Below are 17,996 nucleotides of genomic sequence, written 5' to 3'. Positions count from 1 at the left end.
CTACCTCTTACGGGCGCAGGTCCAGGGCGATATCCAAGATAGGCGAGGAGTGGGTGAGGGCACCCACCGAGAGGTAGTCGACGCCGGTCGCCGCGTACTCCGCCGCGACCTCCAGGGTCAGCCCGCCGGTGGCCTCCAGCTCGGCCCGGTCGCCGACCGCCGCGACCACCTCGCGCAGCAGGTCGGGAGTCATGTTGTCGCAGAGCAGGAAGTCGGCGCCGGCCTCGACCGACTCCACCGCCTCGGCCACGGTGGTGACCTCGACCTGCACCGGGACGTCGGGGAAGAGCTCGCGCACCCGCCGGTACGCCGCGGTCAGCCCACCCGCCGCCAGCTTGTGGTTGTCCTTGATCATGGCGACGTCGTACAGGCCCATCCGCTTGTTCGTGCCGCCGCCGGCCCGCACCGCGTACTTCTCCAGCGCCCGCAGGCCAGGGGTGGTCTTGCGGGTGTCCAGCACGGTGGCCTTGCTGCCGGCGAGCACGTCGGCCCAGGCGCGCGTGTGGGTGGCCACCCCGGACATGCGGCAGAGCAGGTTGAGCGCCGTGCGCTCCGCGGTGAGCAGGGCGCGGGTGGGGCCGGTCACGGTGGCCAGCACCGCGCCGCGCGCCACCCGCTCGCCGTCGCGGGTCCGGCTTTCCCATCTGGTACGCGCGTCCACGTCCTCGAACACCGCACGCGCGACCGGCAGGCCGGCGACCACGCCGTCGGCGCGGGCGACGACGTCGGCGGTGTCCACCTGGTCGTCGGGGATGGTCGCGACGCTCGTCACGTCGAGGTGGGCCGGCCCGAGGTCTTCGTCGAGCGCGGTGCGGACGACGCGCGCCACATCGGCGGGATCGAGCCCGGCCGCGCGCAGGGCCTCCACAGTGGACTCGTTCACAGCTTCTCCCACGCCTCGGTGACCTCACCGTCCGGCCCGATGCCACCGAGCAGGTGGCCGAGCCACTCGTCGCTGGCCGCCGGGTGGTCCTCGCGCCAGTGGCAGCCGCGCGTCTCCTGCCGGGCGTACGCGGCCGCGACCAGCGTGGACGCCACGGTGAGCAGGTTTGTCGCCTCCCACGAGGCGGTGCGCGGGGTGCCGCGGGTGCCACCCAGGCGGGTCAGCTCCTTCGCCGCGGTGGCGAGCGAGTCGGCCGACCGAAGCACGCCGGCGCCCCGAGTCATCGCCTCCTGGAGCTGGACGCGTACCTCTTCGCCTACCACCCAGCCCGGCTCGCCACCCACCGCCGCCGGCTCGGCCCGCGGTGGGAGGTCGTGTGCCACGTCTTCGGCGATCCGGCGGGCGAACACAAGCCCTTCCAGCAGCGAGTTGCTGGCCAGCCGGTTGGCGCCGTGCACGCCGGTGCAGGCCACCTCGCCGCACGCGTACAGGCCGGGGATGGAGGTGCGGCCGCGCAGGTCGGTGCGGACGCCGCCGGAGGCGTAGTGCGCGGCCGGCGCGACCGGGATGAGATCGGTGGTCGGGTCGACGCCCGCGGCCAGGCAAGCGGCGGTGATGGTCGGAAACCGGTGCGGCACGTCCGGCAAATGGCGGGCGTCGAGGTAGACGTGGTCTGCGCCGGTGGCGAGCATGACCCGGTGGATGGCCTTCGCCACCACGTCGCGCGGGGCCAGCTCGGCAAGCTCGTGCTGCCCGACCATGAAGCGCCGGCCCTCGCCGTCGACAAGGTACGCGCCCTCGCCGCGCAGCGCCTCGGAGATCAGCGGGCGCTGGGTCTCGTGGATCTCACCGCCCACGAACGACGTCGGATGGAACTGCACGAACTCCACGTCGGTCACCGCCGCACCGGCCCGCAGCGCGAGCGCCACACCGTCACCGGTGGAGACGGAGGGATTGGTGGTCGCCGAGAAGATCTGCCCCATGCCGCCGGTGGCCAGCACGACCGCCCGGCCGAGGATCGCGCCAACACCGTCTTCGCTGCCCTCGCCGAGCACGTGCAGGGTGATGCCACAGGCCCGGCCGTCCGGCGCGCGCAGCAGGTCGAGCACCAGCGCGTGCTCGACGAGGCGGATCCACGGGTCGCGGCCGACCGCGGCGTGCAGGGCCCGCTGCACCTCGGCACCGGTCGCGTCCCCGCCCGCGTGCACGATGCGGTTGGCCCGGTGGCCCCCCTCGCGGGTGAGCATGAGCGACCCGTCCGGATTGCGGTCGAACTCCGCACCCAGCCGCATCAGCTCCCGCACCCGCAGCGGCCCCTCTTCGACCAGGACCTCGACCGCCGCCGGGTCGCACAGCCCGACGCCCGCGACGAGCGTGTCGGCGGCGTGGGCGGCGGGAGTGTCGAGCGGGTCGAGCACGGCGGCGATCCCACCCTGCGCCCAACGCGTGGACCCGTCATCGATATTGACCTTGGTGACGACGGTGACATGGAGGCCGGCCTCGCGCAGGTGCAGGGCCGCGGTCAGACCCGCGATGCCAGACCCGACCACCACGACGTCGGTCGTCTCGTACCAGCCAGGCTCGGGCGCACCGAGCCGACGCGGCACCACGGGCAGTGCGACATCCATCCGACCAGTCAACCACCGCACACCGCCGCACGGCCCAGACTGTGATCAGAGCACCAGTCAGTGCGACTCCACGATCCACACCTTGAAAGCCTCAGCTCCAAAGAATCGAGCTACCGCGACGTCCGCGGTGGTCCGGACCGTTGCTCCCGCGGCCTCACTCAAAGGGGTAGCCGCGACCAACGGCGGACGGGTGAGGCCGCGGGAGCAACGGAGAGCGACCACGACGGACGCCGCGGTAGCTCGAATCTTGAAATTGGGGTTGGGCTAGTTTTCGTACTGGATCGGCATGCCGTTGGGGCCCGCGCCCTTGAGGGAGCGGTTGACCTTGCGCTCGCTCAGCCAGAGGTAGCAGCGGACGCCGCGGTTGCCGCCCTTCCACTCGTCTTCGTTGCCGGGCAGCGAGACGACGCCGGTGCGGTACTTGAGGTTGCCGTCGTTGGGCACGCCCGCGTACTTGGCGATGATCTTCCGGCACTCGCCGTGGAGCTTGTCCCAGTCGGCGCTCTTGGTGGGGTATGGGCCGTCGGGCGCGACGTAGACGCCGACGAACTCGCTGTTGTGGTCTTTGTTGCAGGCGGCCGCCGGCATCGTGTCGATGCTGCTGTCCTTGGCGAGTTTGACCTGGTAGCAGCCGAGCGAGAGGGGCGAGGCCGACGCCAGCGCGCCCTTGACGCTGCCGCTGCGGGTGGTGGTGTCGCCGTTGTCCTCGATGTTGGTCACCTCGGTGACGTCGCACCGGAACCAGCGGGAGCCGCCCTCCCACGCCTGCGGCGACGGCAGCACGACGCCCAGCCGCAGCCGGCCGGTGCGCCAGTCGGCGCCCACGTACTCCTTGGTCTTGGTGTCGCACTCGGCGAAGGCGGCGCGGACCTCGGGCGACCCCTTCGCGGGTGGGGCCGATCCGCTGGCGGCGGCCCCGGTGAACTCGCCGACGAAGACGGTCTCGAGCCGGTGTGCGCTCGCGCAGTCGACCGGGTTGAAGGAGGAGAGGTAGGCCACCTCGGCGAAGTCGGCGCTGTGGCACACCTCGGCCGGCGGGACGAACGGCTTGGCCTCGCCCATCGCCGCCCAGTTGTTGGTCAGGTCGCCGTCGACGCCCGCGGGGTTGCCGCAACCGGAGAGCATCAGGGCGGTCGCGCCGCCCAACGCGAGCGCGGCGATCCACCGTCGTCGCATCCTGTGTCCTCCCCAAGGGCACTGCTGTCCGGACGGCCGAGCATACGTCACCCAGGCCAAATCCGACTTCCGGTGTACAACCGGCGAGTGACGTTCCTCAACGTTACGTCGGGGAGGCGATCTCGACAGCGACGTTGTCGATGAGTCGGGTGCTGCCCACCCAGGCGGCGACGAGCATCCGGCCCGCACCCGCGGCCGGCGCCGGGCCGAGATCGGGCCCGGTGAGGACCAGGTAGTCCAGCTTGGCCGTATCGGAATCGAAGGCGGCGCGGGCCGCGGCCTCGGCGTCGCCTCCCCGCGCCGCGGCCTCGGCGCCGGCCCGCAGCGCGGCCGAGAGGCTCAGCGCGGCCTGGCGCTCGGCGGGGGCCAGGTAGCGGTTGCGGCTGGACAGGGCGAGGCCGTCCGGCTCGCGGACCGTGGGCACGCCCACGATGTCGACCGGCACGTCGAGGTCGCGCACCATCCGCCGCACGAGGGTGAGCTGCTGATAGTCCTTTTCGCCGAAGAACGCGAGGTGTGGGCGGGTGACCTGGAGGAGCTTGAGCACGACGGTGAGCACCCCGTGGAAGAACCCGGGTCGGCTCGCTCCCTCCAGCCGCTCGCCGAGCGGGCCGGGATTGACCCGGACCATCGGCTCACCGGAGGGGTACATCTCGGCGCGGTCGGGTGCGAAGACGAGGTCGACGCCGGCCTCCGCGCAAACCGTGAGGTCCGCGTCGAGGGTGCGGGGGTACCTGTCGAAGTCCTCGTTCGGCCCGAACTGGAGCGGGTTGACGAAGATCGTGGCGATCAGGTGGTCGGACCGCTCGCGCGCGGCCCGCAGGAGCGCGCGGTGCCCCTCGTGCAGGGCGCCCATGGTCATCACGACGGCCACGGTGCCCGGCATGGCGGCCCGGGCCGCGGCCAGATCCGCCCGGGTGTGCACCAGCGTGGTCACGGGATCCCCGGGGAAACGTGGAACGAAGCGGAGCGTTTTTCGGGGTGCATCAAGCTCCCACCTCTTGGCGCGGGTTGGCGAGGACGTCGAGGAGGCGTTCGGCGTCGAGCGGGCGCAGGCGGCCCGCGGCGATCGCGCGGTCGGCGGTGCGCCGGGCCATCGCGACGTACGCGGGAACGGAGTCGGGCGCGACGGCCGCCAGCCGCTCCAGGTGACGGGCCACGGTGCCGGCGTCGCCCCGGGAGACCGGGCCGGTCAGGGCCGCGTCGCCGTGCCGCAGGGCATTGTCGAGGGCGGCCCGCAGCAGCGGCTCGAGCACGCTCTCCGGGTGGACGACACCGGCGTCGCGGAGCCGGTCGGCCGCCTCGTTGACGAGCGTGACCAGGTGGTTGGCGCCTTGCGCGAGCGCCGCGTGGTAGAGCGGCCGGTCGGCCTCGGCCACCCACTCCGGGGTGCCGCCGAGGTCGGCGACGAGCCGGGTGGCGAAGGGACGGAGCTCGGGTGGGGCGGTCACGCCGTACGCGGTGCCGGGCAGCCGGGACAGGTCGTCGCCGGTGCCCGCGAACGTCATCGCGGGGTGCAGCGCCAGCGTCCGGGCACCCTTGGCGGCGGCCGGCTCCAGCACGGCGAGCCCCTGCGCGCCCGAGGTGTGCGCCACGACCTGACCAGGCAGAAATGGCAGGCCGGCCACCAGGGGGCCGAGCGCGTCGTCCGGGACGGCGACGAGCAGCAGGTCGGTGGCGGCGCGGGCGACGCCGGCGGGTGACAAGCGGGCCGTGCCGGGAAGGAGGCGGGCGACGCGTGCGGCCGAGGCCGGCGACGAGCCGGAAGCCGCGGCGACCGTGTGGCCCGCGCGGGTGAGGGCCGCGCCCAGCACCGCGCCGACGCGCCCGGCCCCGATGACACCGACGATCATGACGTTGATCCAGTCCTCGTGGGATTAGGTACCGGTCAACGTCAGTATGCGTCCAGGCGAAGTCGCCTTCACACACTGTGTGAAGGTTTTCACGAGGGGCGCCGTAGGGTGTGGATCGTGAGGTGGCGGGACGCGATGGAGGACGCCCTCTACGGACCCGGCGGCTTCTTCGTCACCGGCGCGCCGGCCGCGCACTTCCGGACCAGCGTGCACGCCTCCCCGCTCTTCGCCTCGGCGATCCTCCGCCTTGTGGCACACGTTGACCAGGCGCTCGACCACCCCGAGCGGCTGGACGTCGTCGACGTTGGCGCCGGCCGCGGCGAGCTGCTTTCCGCACTGCTGCACTCCGCGCCGCCGTCGCTGGCCGGGCGGCTGGCGTTGACCGGTGTGGAACGCGCGGCCCGGCCCTCCACGCTCCCCGCGTCCGTGGCCTGGTGCCCCGAGCCGCCGACGGGTGTCGTCGGGGTGCTGCTGGCCACCGAGTGGCTGGACAACGTGCCGCTCGATGTCGTGGAGGGTGGCCGCTACGTGAAGGTCGACCGCGCCGGGGTGGAGTCACCCGGCGACCCGGTCGCCGCGCCGGACCTCGAGTGGCTCTCCCGCTGGTGGCCGGACTCGCCTCGGGCCGAGGTGGGTGCGTCGCGCGACCGGGCGTGGGCCGAGGCGGTGGCGGCGGTGGAGCGCGGGCTCGCGCTGGCGGTCGACTACGGCCACCTGCGCGGCGAGCGGCCGGCGTTCGGGACGCTGACCGGATATCGGGCGGGCCGGCAGGTGCCACCGGTACCGGACGGGACCTGCGACATCACCGCGCACGTGGCGATGGATTCGGTGGCCGAGGCGGGCGGGTGGCCGTACACCCTCGTCTCGCAGCGGGTGGCACTCCGCGCGCTCGGCGTCGACGGCACCCGGCCGCCGCTCGCGCAGGCCTCGACAGACCCGGCCGCCTACGTGCGGGCGCTGGCCTCCGCGTCGGCGGCCGCCGAGCTGACGGACGCCGCCGGCCTGGGCGGCCACTTGTGGCTGATACACCCGGTCGCCATCGACCCGTCGTGGCTCACGAACGTGGGACTATGACGGGCATGACTGAGCTAGCTGGCGCTCGCTCCGCTCGCGCGGGTCATGCGCCCTTTGTGCCGCCCTGTAGCCGCCAGTCGCTCCGGTCGCTTCGCTCCCTCCGCTTCGTGTCGGCTGCGGGCGGCGGCGCATGACCGACCTGCGTGAGGTCACCGTTGGCACCGGGGCCGGGTTGGACACCGCGGACATGGTGCTCAACATCGGGCCGCAGCATCCGTCTACGCACGGCGTGCTGCGGCTCAAGCTCGTGCTCGACGGTGAGCGGGTGGTCTCCTGCGAGCCGATCGTCGGATACATGCACCGGGGCGCGGAAAAGCTCTTCGAGGTGCGCGACTACCGGCAGATCATCGTGCTGGCCAACCGGCACGACTGGCTGTCCGCGTTCGCCAACGAGCTCGGCGTGGTGCTGGCCGTCGAGCGGCTGATGGGTCTCGAAGTGCCGGAGCGGGCGGTCTGGCTGCGCACGGCGCTCGCCGAGCTCAACAGGGCGCTCAACCACCTCATGTTTCTGGGGTCCTACCCGCTGGAGATCGGCGCGATCACGCCGGTGTTCTACGCGTTTCGCGAGCGGGAGACGCTTCAGACGGTCATGGAGGAGGTCTCCGGCGGCCGCATGCACTACATGTTCAACAGGGTCGGCGGCCTGAAGGAAGAGGTGCCGGCCGGCTGGACCAGGCGGGCCCGCGCCGCGATCGGCGAGGTGCGCCGGCGGCTCCCGGACCTCGACAACCTCATCCGCCGCAACGAGATCTTCCTGGCCCGCACGGTCGGCGTGGGCGTGCTCACGGCGGCCCAGGCCGCGGCCTACGGGGCGTCCGGGCCGGTCGCGCGGGCGTCCGGGCTCGACTTCGACCTGCGGCGCGACGAGCCCTACCTGGCGTACGGCGAGCTGGAAGTGCCGGTGGTGACCCGCACGGCGGGCGACTGCCACTCGCGTTTCGAGGTGCTGCTCGACCAGGTGTACGTGTCGCTCGACCTCGCCGAGCGGTGCCTGGAGCGGGTCGACCAGATCACCGGGCCGGTCAACGTGCGGCTGCCCAAGGTGGTCAAGGCGCCGGAGGGGCACACGTACGCCTGGACCGAAAACCCGCTCGGCGTCAACGGCTACTACCTCGTGTCGCGCGGGGAGAAGACGCCGTGGCGGATGAAGCTGCGCACCGCCTCGTACGCGAACGTGCAGGCGCTCAGCACCCTCATCCCGGGCTGCCTGGTGCCCGACCTGATCGCCATCCTGGGCTCGATGTTCTTCGTGGTCGGCGACGTCGACAAATAGCGCTAGCGGTAGCTCTCGTCCTCGTCGCGGTATCGGCGGCGGCGACCGACCGGCTCGCGCTCCGGCGTGCCCCACTGCTGGCCCCACGAGGTGGTCGGCTCGATGCCGCCGGCCGGCAGCGCGCCAGCCGGGCCGGGCCGGGCCCAGCGCTCCTGCGACCAGGAGCTGTCTTGCCCGCCGCCCTGGTAGCCGCCGCGATCCTGGTAGCCACCGCCACCCCAGCCGGACTCGGCACGGTAGTCGTCGGGGCGGGGCTCCTCGCGGCGGACCGCGGCCCAGCGGTCTTCGATCCGCATCTCGCTGCCCAGCTCGTCGTGGTGCATGGCGGCCCGCCGCTCACCCATGCGCACCTCGCGGCCGCGGTCGTCACTGCGGACCGAAGCCCACCGGTCGCCCGCGCGCATGCCGGACCAGCCACCGCCGTCGCCCGCGTCAGTGTCACCCCGCTCGTACGGCCGGGGGCGGCGACCGTCGCCGCCACCGCGCAGCCGCTGGTCGGTCCACGACTCCTCTTCGGGCTCGGCCGCGCGGCGACTGCGGGCCGGTGCCGGCGGGGCGGGTGGGGCGGGTGGGGCGGACGCGGACCAGTCGCCGTGTGACCCGTTGGACCCGTACGACCCCGAGTCGCCGTAGCCGCTGGAGCCGTACGCGGTGCCGCCGTAGACCCGGCCGCTCGCGTCGGCGTCGTCGCCCTGGTCGACGATCGTCTGCCGGGTCGTGACCTGCACCGTCTCGGTGTGCCGGACCACGCCGGGAACCCGGGCCCGGCCGCCGGCCTGGCCGGTCGCCGACGGCTGCGGCGGCATCGGGATCGAGGCGTGCGCGACCACGGGGGGCGCCTCCTGTTGGGCGTATCCGGCCCGCTCGTAGCCCGCCTGCTGTGGCGGCTCGGCCTGCGCCCGACCGGCGTCCAACTGCATCTGCACGCGCAGCGCCTGCACGTTTTCGTGCAGGGCCTGGAGCTTTTCCCCGAAGGCCCGGTGCGTCGCACGTGCGGCAGTGGCGATGTCGTTGCGGACATCGCCCCGCAGGGAATCGATCTCTTCCAGCAGCGTTTCTTCCAGGTCGATGCGCACGGTCTCGGCATCGCGCCGCAAAGTTATGGACACGCCGATGAGCACGACGGAGAACACGGCGAGGACGGCGGCCACCCGGAGCACCCCAGCGCTCTGGCCCACCAGCAGCAACAATGCCGCCAGCGGCGCCAGGCCCACCCCGACCCAGAACACCACAGTGAGCAGCTGCCGCCCCGGCCGCTCAGATGGCGGTGCGGAGGCCGGCATGGCTGTGGAGCCTACCGATACTTCCGGGTAATCGGAACGGCCGGTCCCGGAATCCGGGGACGGGCCTTCCGCGGACGGAACGGTCACATGAGCACAACGAGGAAGTGGGGCCAATCACCCCGAGTCACCCCGAAACTCCGCGATTCGTACCACCCCGGAGGGCCCAAATGGCGGAACGGTGCGGGAATGGCTTCCCGCACCGTTTCGGTAAAGACGTTGTGGAACGTGGATCAGCCGGCGGCCAGCGCACCGTCCGAGGAGAACACAAGGCCGACGCTGATCGTGCCGGTGGTGAGCGCCGACTTGGTCTGCGGCCCACCCGCGTCGAGCGAGCTGAACGAGCCGGCCTTGAAGGCGTAGACCTCCTCGAGGCCCTTCTGGCACTTGGGCCGCTGCGGGCACTCCGGCGGCCCACCGAGGATCGTGGCGGTGCCGGAGCACTTGGCGGCCAGGTCGGAGAGGGTCTTCAGACCGTTTTTGTCGGCGAACTCCTTGGTGACCGCGAAGGCGTTTTGATCCTGCGCCGCCGACGGGGTGCCGAAGGTCAGGCCGACCTTCTGACCGACCGTCTTCAGACCTTCCATGGTCTTGTCGAGGTCGGGCGAGGAGATCGCGGCCGCGCTCGCGCCGTTGACCTTGCCGTTGAGGAAGTCGGCGAGCGTCGCCGCGTACTCCGGAACGACCTGGATCTCGCCCTTTTCCAGGGCCGGCTCGTACAGCTCGCGGTTACCGATCTGCTGCACCTTGGCCTGGTAGCCCGCCGCCGTCAGCACGATCCGGTAGAGCTCACCGAGCGTCTGGTTTTCGCTGAAGTTGGCCGCGCCGATCGTGATCGGGCCACCCTGACCCTTGGCGATCCCCGTGGTGAGTGAATTGGCGGAGGCGAACTCCTCGGCCGCCACCTTCGGGGTCTTTCGGTCGACGTCGACCGCCTTGTTGAGCTCGATCAACTTGGTGGTGTCGAGGGCCGCCGAAACCTTGTCGAGTGCGGCTATCAGCTCCGGCTTGGACGCCTTCGCGTTGATCGCCGGCACAATGTTGTCAGTGTTTTGCAGCTTTTTGTCGTCTTCGAGGACAACGAGCTGGCTGCCCGCCGCTGGCGCGCAACCGGCATCACCGCCGGCGCTGGCCGGAGCCTCAGTGCCCGATGATCCTTCATCCCCGCACCCCGCGAGGATCATGCCTCCGGCGAGAGCGCTTACCGCGCCCAACACCAGACGTGTACGTGCGCGCAAAATTCTGCCCGCCTTCCGTGTCCCGGCGCGACCCTCTGCGGGCCGGCCGCGTGTCTGGCGGACGACGGTCTGGTGCCGCCCGCGCGTTCAGCCAACATCTTGACAGGGGGGACCGACAACAAACCGCGATTGTTGTCACCGAGTTGAAAGCTTCAGGCGTTTCCCGTCGCGGCCGCCGCGCGGCGGGCAGCCCGGCCCCGGACCCGGCGCAACGGCTTGGGCGTGACCACCCGCTCCACGACCGCGAGGACCGCTTCGACCACGATCGCGAGCAACGCGACGAGGATGCCGCCGGCGAGGATCTGGCCGCCGCCGACCGAGATGCCAAGGCCGAACCCCGCGCTGATGATCTGGCCCAACCCGCCGCCGTTGACGAAGGAGGCCAGCGCCGCGGTCGCCACCACCTGGACCGACGCGGTGCGGAAGCCAGCGGCCAGGTACGGCACCGCGAGCGGCAGCTCGACCCGGCCCAGCACCTGCCAACCGGACAGGCCCATGCCGCGCGCCGCGTCGCGCGCCTCGGGGTCGATGGACCGGACACCGGTGTACGCGTTTGCCAGCAGCGGCGGCACCGCGAAGACGGCGAGCGCCACCACGACCGGCGGCTTGCCGAAGCCGAGGAACGTCAGCGGCAGGATCGTGAGCAACGCGATCGTGGGTATGGCTAGTGTCAGGTTGGAGATCATCACGACCGCGCCGCCGCCCCGGCCCGTGTGGCCCAGCCACATGCCGATCGGCCAGGCGACCACGCAGCCCAGCGCCACCGCCGCCGCCGAAATCCACAGGTGCTCGCCGAGGCGGTCGAGGATGCCGCCGGGGTTGGTCCAGTTGAGCGGGTCGTTGAGCCAGGTCATCGCCTGCTGGATCGGATTTTCGGCCCTCATCGCACGGCCCTCCGGCTCCACGGCATCAGCAACCGACCCACGGTCGCGAGCAGCAGGTCCAAGACGAGCGCGAGCCCGACACACAGCACCGCGCCGGTGAGGATCTCCGCCTTGTAGAAGTTGTTGCGGAAGCCCGTCAAGATCAGGTCACCGAGTCCGCCGTACCCGATCAGGGCGCCGACGGTCACCAGCGCGACCGTCGACACGGTGGCCAGGCGCAGACCGGTGACGATGCCCGGCAGCGCGAGCGGCAGCTCGATCCGGAGCAGCCGGCCCCATCGCCCGTAACCCATCCCCTGTGCGGCGTCCCGCGTGTCTGGCGGCACCTGGTTGAGCCCGGCCAGCGAGTTTCGGACGATCAACAACAGCGCGTAGAGAACGAGCGCGATCAGCACCGACGCCGAGTTGGTCGTACCGACGTACGGCGCGACGAACGCGAGCAGTGCCAGCGAGGGGATGGTGTACAGAATGCCGGACAATGCAAGAATCGGCCCGGTGAGGGGGCGGTACCAGTACGCGACGACGGCGAGCGGCACCGCCACCGCCGTGGCGATCAGCATGGCCTCGGCCGTCAGCGTCGCGTGCTCCCGCAGCGCGGCCAGGATGGTGTCGGAGTTGTCCCGCACGTACTGCCAGGAAAACCAGGGGTTTCCCGGGCTCTCCTGAAGAGCGAGCCGGAAGGACATACGTGGACGTTACCGCGAGCGCCGACGACTCGGCGGATAAGAAGGCCGCGCCGATAGAACTTGTCGGGATTCGAAAGCAGTATCCGGACGGTACGGTCGCCGTGGGTGACCTCAGCCTGGAGGTACGCGCCGGCGAGCTCATGGTCCTCATCGGACCCTCCGGCTGCGGCAAGTCCACGGTGCTCCGCATGATCAACCGGCTGATCGAGCCCACGGCCGGCAAGATCCTGCTCGACGGCGAAGACGTCACGCGGACCGATCCGGTCCAGCTGCGCCGCCGCATCGGATACGTCATCCAAAACAAAGGCCTCTTTCCCCACCAGACCATCCGGGCCAACGTCGGCACCGTGCCGCGGCTGCTCGGTTGGCCGCGGGCGCGGATCCGCGAGCGGTCGGACGAGCTGCTCGAGCTGGTCGGCCTCGACCCGGCGAAGTACGGCAAGCGATACCCGCAAGAGCTCTCCGGCGGCCAGCAGCAGCGCGTCGGCGTGGCCCGCGCGCTGGCCGCCGACCCGGTCGTACTGCTGATGGACGAGCCCTTCTCGGCGGTCGACCCGATCGTGCGCGCCCGGCTCCAGGAGGAGTTCCTGCGCCTACAGGCCGACGTGCGCAAGACGATCGTGCTGGTCACCCACGACCTCGACGAAGCGGTGCGGCTCGGCGACCGGATCGCGGTGCTCTCGCAGGGCGGCAAGTTGGAGCAGTACGACTCGCCCGCCGACCTGCTCGGCCGGCCGGCCTCCCCGTTCGTCCGGGAGTTCGTCGGTGCCGACCGGGGCATCCGGCGGCTCGCGGTCACGCCGGTCACCCGCGACATGCTCGAGCCGCTCACCGGCGACGACGGCGCGCACCCGGCCGCCGAGCTCGGCACCTCGCTCTACGACGCCCTCGCCACGATGCTGGTGGCCAATTCGGACTACCTGCGGATGACCGAGGGCGGCAAGCCGGTCGGCCTGCTGACCCGCCACCGCCTGCTGAGCATCGACTACCCCGCGGAGCAGTGAGTGAGGGAGTTGGCGCGGCGGCGTCCGGACGTACCCGCCCCGCCGACGAAGTCGGGGTTTTGGGGTGGCGGAGGAAGACGTCGCCTTCAGCGCCGCACGAGCGAACGAACCAGAAGACAGTGACGTCGAAGGACCCCCGCATCGGCAAATGCGAGGGCCCTTCAACCGGGGAGGGATAAGGAAAACGTCAGGTTGCTCGGCCGCGATAGCCACCCAGGCAGGCGATGCCGATGATCCAGCCGACGAACAGGCCGTACGTCGCGCCGGAGCCGGCGGCCTGGAATGCGCCGAGCAGTGTCGGGTTGGAGTGGATCAGCGCTGCCAGGAGCGAGGCGAAGGCGCCGGCGAAGACGTATGCGGACCACCCGGCGAAGAACTGGCTGAGTGTGCCGCGAGCCCGGGCCAACTGCGAGCCGGGCAGTGCGTAGAGGAATAGCGCGGTGAGGACGACCACGAGGATCGCCCGCAGGTTGGTGGAGAGGAGGTCCCGCACCGGCTCGTCCGAGTCGAACCGCCAGGCAGGCCAGGCGAGCAGTCGCAGGAACCAGCCGCCCGCCGTGTTCGCGTTGGTGTTGTCCTCGACCCAGTCCCCGTACCAGGGACTGCCGAAGACCAGGACCAGGATGAGCGCGGCAAGCGTGCCCGCGCCCGTCGTGGTCTTGTAACGGGTGGTGGTAAGAGCCATGGCGCCATAAATTCCCAACGCGCCAGGACACTCAAACCTATCGTTATTTCGCTGTTTCGTCCGGATGCTTCAGCAGGTAGTCGATGAACGCGGCACGCAGCAGCGGCTCGGTCTCGGGGTCGTACCCGTGCCCGGTGAACTCCCGCCAGAGCGCCACGGCCTCGTCGATCGTCGGGCCCACCGTGTTGGGCGCACCGTCCAGCGAGCTGGCCTCGTCGGAGTCCGGCAGGTGCTTCAGCACGGACCAGAAGAAGCCCACGTCCATGCGGCGGCGGGCGCGGGCGAAGGCCCGCTCCCGAAGCTCCTCTGTGGACAGGGCATCCAGCTCAGCGAACGTGGCCTCGGGCATACCGCGAGCTTAGCGGCCGCCGGTGCCCCACCGATCACTGTCCCAGGGGTCCGTACGCGCGGCGGCGGTCGACTGGGTCGGCAGTGGCGATGCCCAGGAGTCGGTGCGCCGGGTGCTCCCCCACCCCGACGAGGGCGGGTCGGGCTCGGTCCACTCTTCGTCGTCGAAGTCGTCGCGGGAGCGGGGCCGGCCGTAGTTCTCCACGATCCGGGTCACGACCACGCCCAGGAGCAGGACACCGCCGGCGATCGCGAGGCGGGAGATGTCCCAGTCCATCGCGTCTTCGTACCGGAGGAAGAGGGTGACCAGCACGGCCGCGAGGATGGTGCCGAGGACGCCGCCGCGTCGGCCGTAGGCGCTGGCCCCGCCGAGCAGGGCGGCGCCGAGCGCGAACGCGGTCCAGTCGATGCCGGGCGACGGCGCCACGGGCGCGTCCTGGCCGGCGACGAGGAGGATCCCGGCCACCGCGGCGAGCGAGCTGGAGAGCACCAGCGCGCCGCCGGCCAGCACCGCCGCCGCGCCGCCGCGCCGTTGGGCCGGGTCGCTGATCGGCCGGAACCGGCCCACCGCCCGCCGGACCGGCTTGATCATGCCGATCAGCCCGCCGAGCACGGAGACCGCCGCGACGCCGCCGAAGATGTACAGGGCCTGGCCGGTCGGGTCGTAGTCGCCCTGTAGGTCGACCGGGCCACTGCGCTGCTGGATGAAGACCATCGCGGCCAGCGCGCCGGCGAGCGTGACCGCCCAGGCCGGCACGTGGAAGACACCGACGACGATCGCCATCAGCAGACCCAGGATGCCGGCGGCGACCACGGCTTCGGCGGTGGCGATGAACACGCCCCGATCGCCCTGCTCCGCGAAGTGCAGCGCGGCCCCGACCGCGATCGGGCCCAGGGCCAGGTTGGGCACGCTGGCCCGGAGGGTGAGGCTGGCTCCGATCGCGAGCAGTCCGAGGCCGGCGGCGAGCACGAGCAGCTGGTCGAGGGCGGTGCCGCGGAGGGCGTCGGAGTCTTCCCGGTAGAGCAGGAAGCCCAACGCGCCGGCCGCCACGAGCAGGAGGACCTCCCAGACCACGTGTACCGCCATGCGGTCGCGCCCGGGGTCGCCGTGCGACGGGTCGTCGAAGACGTCGTCGAGCTCGGCCTGGGAGACGGCGCGGCGCTGGGTCAGCTCCATCGCGTCCGGCTCGCGAAACTCGTTTGCCACGGGAAAACTGCCGGTCTGGTAGGCGGGTGTGGTGCCGAACCCGGTGTCGGAGCCGAAGCGCGAGTCTTCCCGCAGGCCGCCGGTACCCGTACCGCCATTGTCTCGCCGACGGTAGGCCGGATCGTCGTACGCCATCTCGCGCGCCTCCTGTGGTCGTTCAGCCTGGCTTCACGCCGCCTAGCTGTACGGATCGGGACGCACGGCGGATTGAAGCCAGTCAGCCGCACCGTACTCGGCTCTACCGGGGCTCGTCACCCCCAGTGTCCGCCGCGAGGGCCGGGAGTCGCCCTACTTATCTGACGTATCGGATTCCTTGTCATCATCCGGGCGCTTTGGCACGCGGCAGGAGCGCTCCAGCCACAACGCGGCGCCGACCAGCGCGAGCGACGCCACCAAACCCGCGGTCGCGGCCGGAATGTCGTTGTCGGCCGCCCGGGTGCGCTCCAGGAACAGCCAGCCCACCAGCCCCGCGTAGAACCCGGCAAAGATGGCACCGGCCAGCGAGGACGCCTTGGCCAGCACGACGTATCGCGCCACGGCGAGCGGGTCGACGGGCTCCCGGCCCGGGCGCCGCTCGATCCGCTGCCGGGTATTGATCGCCAGATACGCCTCCAGCACGGCGAGCGCAGCCAGCGTCACGGTGGGCAACCACGGCAGGCTGGGAATGTCGCCGTAGAAGCTGCTGATCATCCACCACGCCACGGCCGCGGCCGCCAGGCCGGCCACGAGGAGCGTGGCGGGCCGGGTCGGACCCATTCGCGGCCCCTGCGGCGAGGAGCCGCGCGGTGGAGACTCCGGTTCCATCAGCTCGACTCTAACCGGAGGTCGGGCCGGGGGCTGATAGCGAGGGCGTCTGAGGCGAGCGGCTCGGCGTTGAGCAGGTCGGTGAGCCAGCCGTGGCCGGGCAGCTGGGCGTAGGGCTGGATGTCGATCCACGGCCGCAGGACGAACGCGCGCAGGTGGGCGCGGGGATGAGGCAGGGTCAGCTCGGGGTCGTCGCGGACCACCGGCTCACCCTCCTCGGACCAGACCGCGATCACGTCGACGTCCAGCGTGCGCGGGCCGAATCTGCGGTCCGGGTCGCGGACCCGGCCGGCCTCCTTCTCCAGCGCCCGCGCCCGCTCCAGCCAGTCGCGCGGGGTCGCGGCCGCGTCGTGCACCAGCAGGGCGGCGTTCAGGTACGCGGGCTGGTCGTCGTCGCCCCACGGCGGCGTCTCGTACACGCCGGAGGCGACCAGCAGCACGTCGTCGAGGGCGCGGACGGCCGCGCGGAGGTGCCCGAGGCGGTCACCGAGATTGCTGCCGAGCGACAGGACGGCCCGGGTCACGACCGCCGCCGGGTGATCGTGACCGCCACGTCGGCGAACTCGTGCGGGATCGGCGCCTGGGGTTTGTGCACCGTTACGGTGGCCGCTCGCACCCGTTCGTCGGCCAGGCATACCTCGACCAGCCGCTCGGCGAGCGTCTCGATCAGATTGACCGGCTCGCCGCCCACCACTCCCACGAGGCGCTCAGCGAGCTCGCCGTAGTGGACCGTGTCGGCGACGTCGTCCGACCGGGCGGCCGGCGCGAGGTCGACCTCCAGCACGGCGTCGACCACGAAGTCCTGGCCGCGTTCGCGCTCGAAGTCGTACACGCCGTGGCGCCCTCGCGCGCGCAGCCCGGAGAGAGCTATCCGGTCAGTCATCGGCACCGGCCAGCCGGGGTGCGCCGGAGGCCGCCCATACCTTGAGCGCGTCGGCCGTGCCGCGGACGTCGTGCACGCGCACACCCCAGGCGCCGGCCGCGACGGCCAGCACGCTCGTGGCGATCGTGGCCGCCTCACGCTCGTCGGCGGGGCGCGGAGCGCCGTCCGGACCGGCCAGCAGGGCGCCGAGGTAGGACTTGCGGCTCGCCCCGAACAGCAGCGGGTAGCCGAGCGTGAGCAGCTCGCCCAGGCGCCGGGTGAGCTGCCAGTTGTGCTCCGGCTTCTTGGCGAAGCCCAGCCCGGGGTCGATAACCAGCCGGTCGGGGTGTACCCCGGCGGCGAGCGCGTGGTCGACCCGCTGGCCCAGCTCGGCGCGGACCTCGGCCACCACGTCACCGTACGTGGCCAGATCCTGCATGCGCCGCGAATGCCCACGCCAGTGCATCAGAATCCACGGGCAGCCGGCCTCGGCGACGACTTTCGCCATCTCCGGATCGGCGAGTCCCCCCGACACGTCGTTGACAATCGCGGCACCGGCCTCCAGCGCCGCCGCGGCGACGCTCGCCCGGGTCGTGTCGATGCTCAGGGTTACGCCCGCCGCCGCCAACTCCTCGATGACCGGCAAAACGCGGCTGGCCTCGGTTTCCGCGTCGATCCGCTCGGCGCCGGGGCGCGTCGACTCGCCACCGACGTCGATGAGATCGGCACCCTGCTCGCGCATCTCAATCCCGTGTCGCACGGCGTCGGAACGGCGCACATAGCGTCCGCCATCGGAGAACGAGTCGGGCGTTACGTTCAGAACCCCGATCACGACGGGACGCGCCGACCGCAGAAGATCAACTGCTCCTGCGGCTGGGCGTGATTCTGTCACGAATAGACGGTACCGACCGGCGCTAGAAGGCCTGCTCGGCGCCCCTGGTTAGCACGTACGTTCGAAGACGGTTACCATCAGCCACGCCGGTACCACGGGCCACGAGCTTCGTAGCTTGGCAGAAAGGGGGGTGCCCCGTACGCTTTGCAATTGCGCATCATTCAGACGTCATAGCTTGAGGAGATAGGCTAAACCAGGACAAAACGCCCGGGAAAGTTC

The 17,996-nt window shown here is 71.5% G+C and carries 19 protein-coding genes; 3 read left to right on the top strand and 16 right to left on the bottom strand.

All coding sequences use genetic code 11. The features are described from left to right. Positions 1 to 7: 7 nt before the first annotated feature. The 5 genes from nadC to ACTMTJ_RS24565 form a co-directional block, all read right to left on the bottom strand. Entirely contained in the window at positions 8 to 883 is an 876-nt protein-coding gene (gene nadC / locus ACTMTJ_RS24585; protein WP_441220220.1) for a carboxylating nicotinate-nucleotide diphosphorylase, read from the bottom strand. Then, entirely contained in the window at positions 880 to 2,511 is a 1,632-nt protein-coding gene (locus ACTMTJ_RS24580; RefSeq protein WP_441220067.1) for an L-aspartate oxidase, read from the bottom strand. The genes nadC and ACTMTJ_RS24580 overlap by 4 nt, the downstream gene beginning before the upstream one ends. A 264-nt stretch (positions 2,512 to 2,775) precedes the next feature. Further along, positions 2,776 to 3,687, bottom strand: coding sequence for a septum formation family protein (locus ACTMTJ_RS24575; RefSeq protein WP_441220066.1), 912 nt, complete (start codon positions 3,685 to 3,687; stop codon positions 2,776 to 2,778). A gap of 103 nt (positions 3,688 to 3,790) precedes the next feature. Beyond that, the gene (gene panC, locus ACTMTJ_RS24570) at positions 3,791 to 4,624 is read right to left on the bottom strand and encodes a pantoate--beta-alanine ligase (protein ID WP_441220065.1); all 834 of its coding nucleotides are present in this window, start codon (positions 4,622 to 4,624) and stop codon (positions 3,791 to 3,793) included. A gap of 49 nt (positions 4,625 to 4,673) precedes the next feature. Beyond that, entirely contained in the window at positions 4,674 to 5,540 is an 867-nt protein-coding gene (locus tag ACTMTJ_RS24565; protein ID WP_441220064.1) for a Rossmann-like and DUF2520 domain-containing protein, read from the bottom strand. 135 nt (positions 5,541 to 5,675) lie between these two features. Here ACTMTJ_RS24565 and ACTMTJ_RS24560 point away from each other — a divergent pair, with 135 nt between their 5' ends. Then, on the top strand, positions 5,676 to 6,614 hold the full coding sequence (locus tag ACTMTJ_RS24560) for an SAM-dependent methyltransferase (RefSeq protein ID WP_441220219.1): 939 nt from the start codon (positions 5,676 to 5,678) through the stop codon (positions 6,612 to 6,614). A 130-nt stretch (positions 6,615 to 6,744) separates the two neighbouring features. Beyond that, entirely contained in the window at positions 6,745 to 7,887 is a 1,143-nt protein-coding gene (locus ACTMTJ_RS24555) for an NADH-quinone oxidoreductase subunit D (RefSeq protein WP_441220063.1), read from the top strand. Between the two features lie 2 nt (positions 7,888 to 7,889). Here ACTMTJ_RS24555 and ACTMTJ_RS24550 read toward each other — a convergent pair whose 3' ends face one another. From ACTMTJ_RS24550 to ACTMTJ_RS24535, 4 genes are all read right to left on the bottom strand, one after another. Further along, positions 7,890 to 9,170 carry a hypothetical protein gene (locus ACTMTJ_RS24550; protein ID WP_441220062.1) on the bottom strand — a complete coding sequence of 427 codons (1,281 nt, stop codon included), beginning with the start codon at positions 9,168 to 9,170 and terminating at the stop codon, positions 7,890 to 7,892. A 230-nt stretch (positions 9,171 to 9,400) separates the two neighbouring features. Continuing rightward, positions 9,401 to 10,204 (bottom strand): glycine betaine ABC transporter substrate-binding protein, encoded by an 804-nt coding sequence (locus tag ACTMTJ_RS24545; RefSeq protein WP_441220061.1) that lies wholly within the window; start codon positions 10,202 to 10,204, stop codon positions 9,401 to 9,403. Positions 10,205 to 10,557: 353 nt separating this feature from the next. Then, entirely contained in the window at positions 10,558 to 11,289 is a 732-nt protein-coding gene (locus tag ACTMTJ_RS24540) for an ABC transporter permease (RefSeq protein ID WP_441220060.1), read from the bottom strand. Continuing rightward, entirely contained in the window at positions 11,286 to 11,975 is a 690-nt protein-coding gene (locus ACTMTJ_RS24535) for an ABC transporter permease (protein WP_441220059.1), read from the bottom strand. Before ACTMTJ_RS24535 ends, ACTMTJ_RS24540 begins: the two co-directional genes overlap by 4 nt. Before the next feature lie 2 nt (positions 11,976 to 11,977). Here ACTMTJ_RS24535 and ACTMTJ_RS24530 point away from each other — a divergent pair, with 2 nt between their 5' ends. Further along, the gene (locus ACTMTJ_RS24530) at positions 11,978 to 12,979 is read left to right on the top strand and encodes an ABC transporter ATP-binding protein (RefSeq protein ID WP_441220058.1); all 1,002 of its coding nucleotides are present in this window, start codon (positions 11,978 to 11,980) and stop codon (positions 12,977 to 12,979) included. A 187-nt stretch (positions 12,980 to 13,166) separates the two neighbouring features. On the opposite strand, the gene ACTMTJ_RS24525 is transcribed toward ACTMTJ_RS24530, so the two are convergent. The 7 genes from ACTMTJ_RS24525 to folP all read right to left on the bottom strand — a co-directional run bounded on the left by ACTMTJ_RS24525 (position 13,167) and on the right by folP (position 17,777). Further along, the gene (locus ACTMTJ_RS24525; protein ID WP_441220057.1) at positions 13,167 to 13,664 is read right to left on the bottom strand and encodes a hypothetical protein; all 498 of its coding nucleotides are present in this window, start codon (positions 13,662 to 13,664) and stop codon (positions 13,167 to 13,169) included. A 43-nt stretch (positions 13,665 to 13,707) separates the two neighbouring features. Next, a complete protein-coding gene (locus ACTMTJ_RS24520) occupies positions 13,708 to 14,013 on the bottom strand; it encodes a hypothetical protein (RefSeq protein ID WP_441220056.1) in 306 nt (101 codons plus the stop codon). A gap of 9 nt (positions 14,014 to 14,022) precedes the next feature. After that, positions 14,023 to 15,354, bottom strand: a complete 1,332-nt coding sequence (locus ACTMTJ_RS24515; protein ID WP_441220055.1) for an ABC transporter permease — start codon at positions 15,352 to 15,354, stop codon at positions 14,023 to 14,025. Between the two features lie 153 nt (positions 15,355 to 15,507). Beyond that, positions 15,508 to 15,975 (bottom strand): DUF3180 domain-containing protein, encoded by a 468-nt coding sequence (locus tag ACTMTJ_RS24510; protein WP_441220054.1) that lies wholly within the window; start codon positions 15,973 to 15,975, stop codon positions 15,508 to 15,510. A 47-nt stretch (positions 15,976 to 16,022) separates the two neighbouring features. Further along, positions 16,023 to 16,547, bottom strand: coding sequence for a 2-amino-4-hydroxy-6-hydroxymethyldihydropteridine diphosphokinase (gene folK / locus ACTMTJ_RS24505; protein ID WP_441220053.1), 525 nt, complete (start codon positions 16,545 to 16,547; stop codon positions 16,023 to 16,025). After that, positions 16,544 to 16,906: a dihydroneopterin aldolase gene (gene folB, locus ACTMTJ_RS24500; RefSeq protein ID WP_441220052.1), complete on the bottom strand. Its 363-nt coding sequence runs from the start codon at positions 16,904 to 16,906 to the stop codon at positions 16,544 to 16,546. The genes folK and folB overlap by 4 nt, the downstream gene beginning before the upstream one ends. Beyond that, a complete protein-coding gene (gene folP, locus ACTMTJ_RS24495; RefSeq protein ID WP_441220051.1) occupies positions 16,899 to 17,777 on the bottom strand; it encodes a dihydropteroate synthase in 879 nt (292 codons plus the stop codon). Before folP ends, folB begins: the two co-directional genes overlap by 8 nt. Positions 17,778 to 17,996: the final 219 nt, after the last annotated feature.

The sequence above is a fragment of the Phytohabitans sp. LJ34 genome (assembly GCF_052068095.1).
Taxonomy (GTDB): domain Bacteria; phylum Actinomycetota; class Actinomycetes; order Mycobacteriales; family Micromonosporaceae; genus Phytohabitans.
The sequence above is the reverse complement of the archived record's forward strand: the minus strand, read 5'-3'. Positions and strand labels throughout refer to the sequence as shown.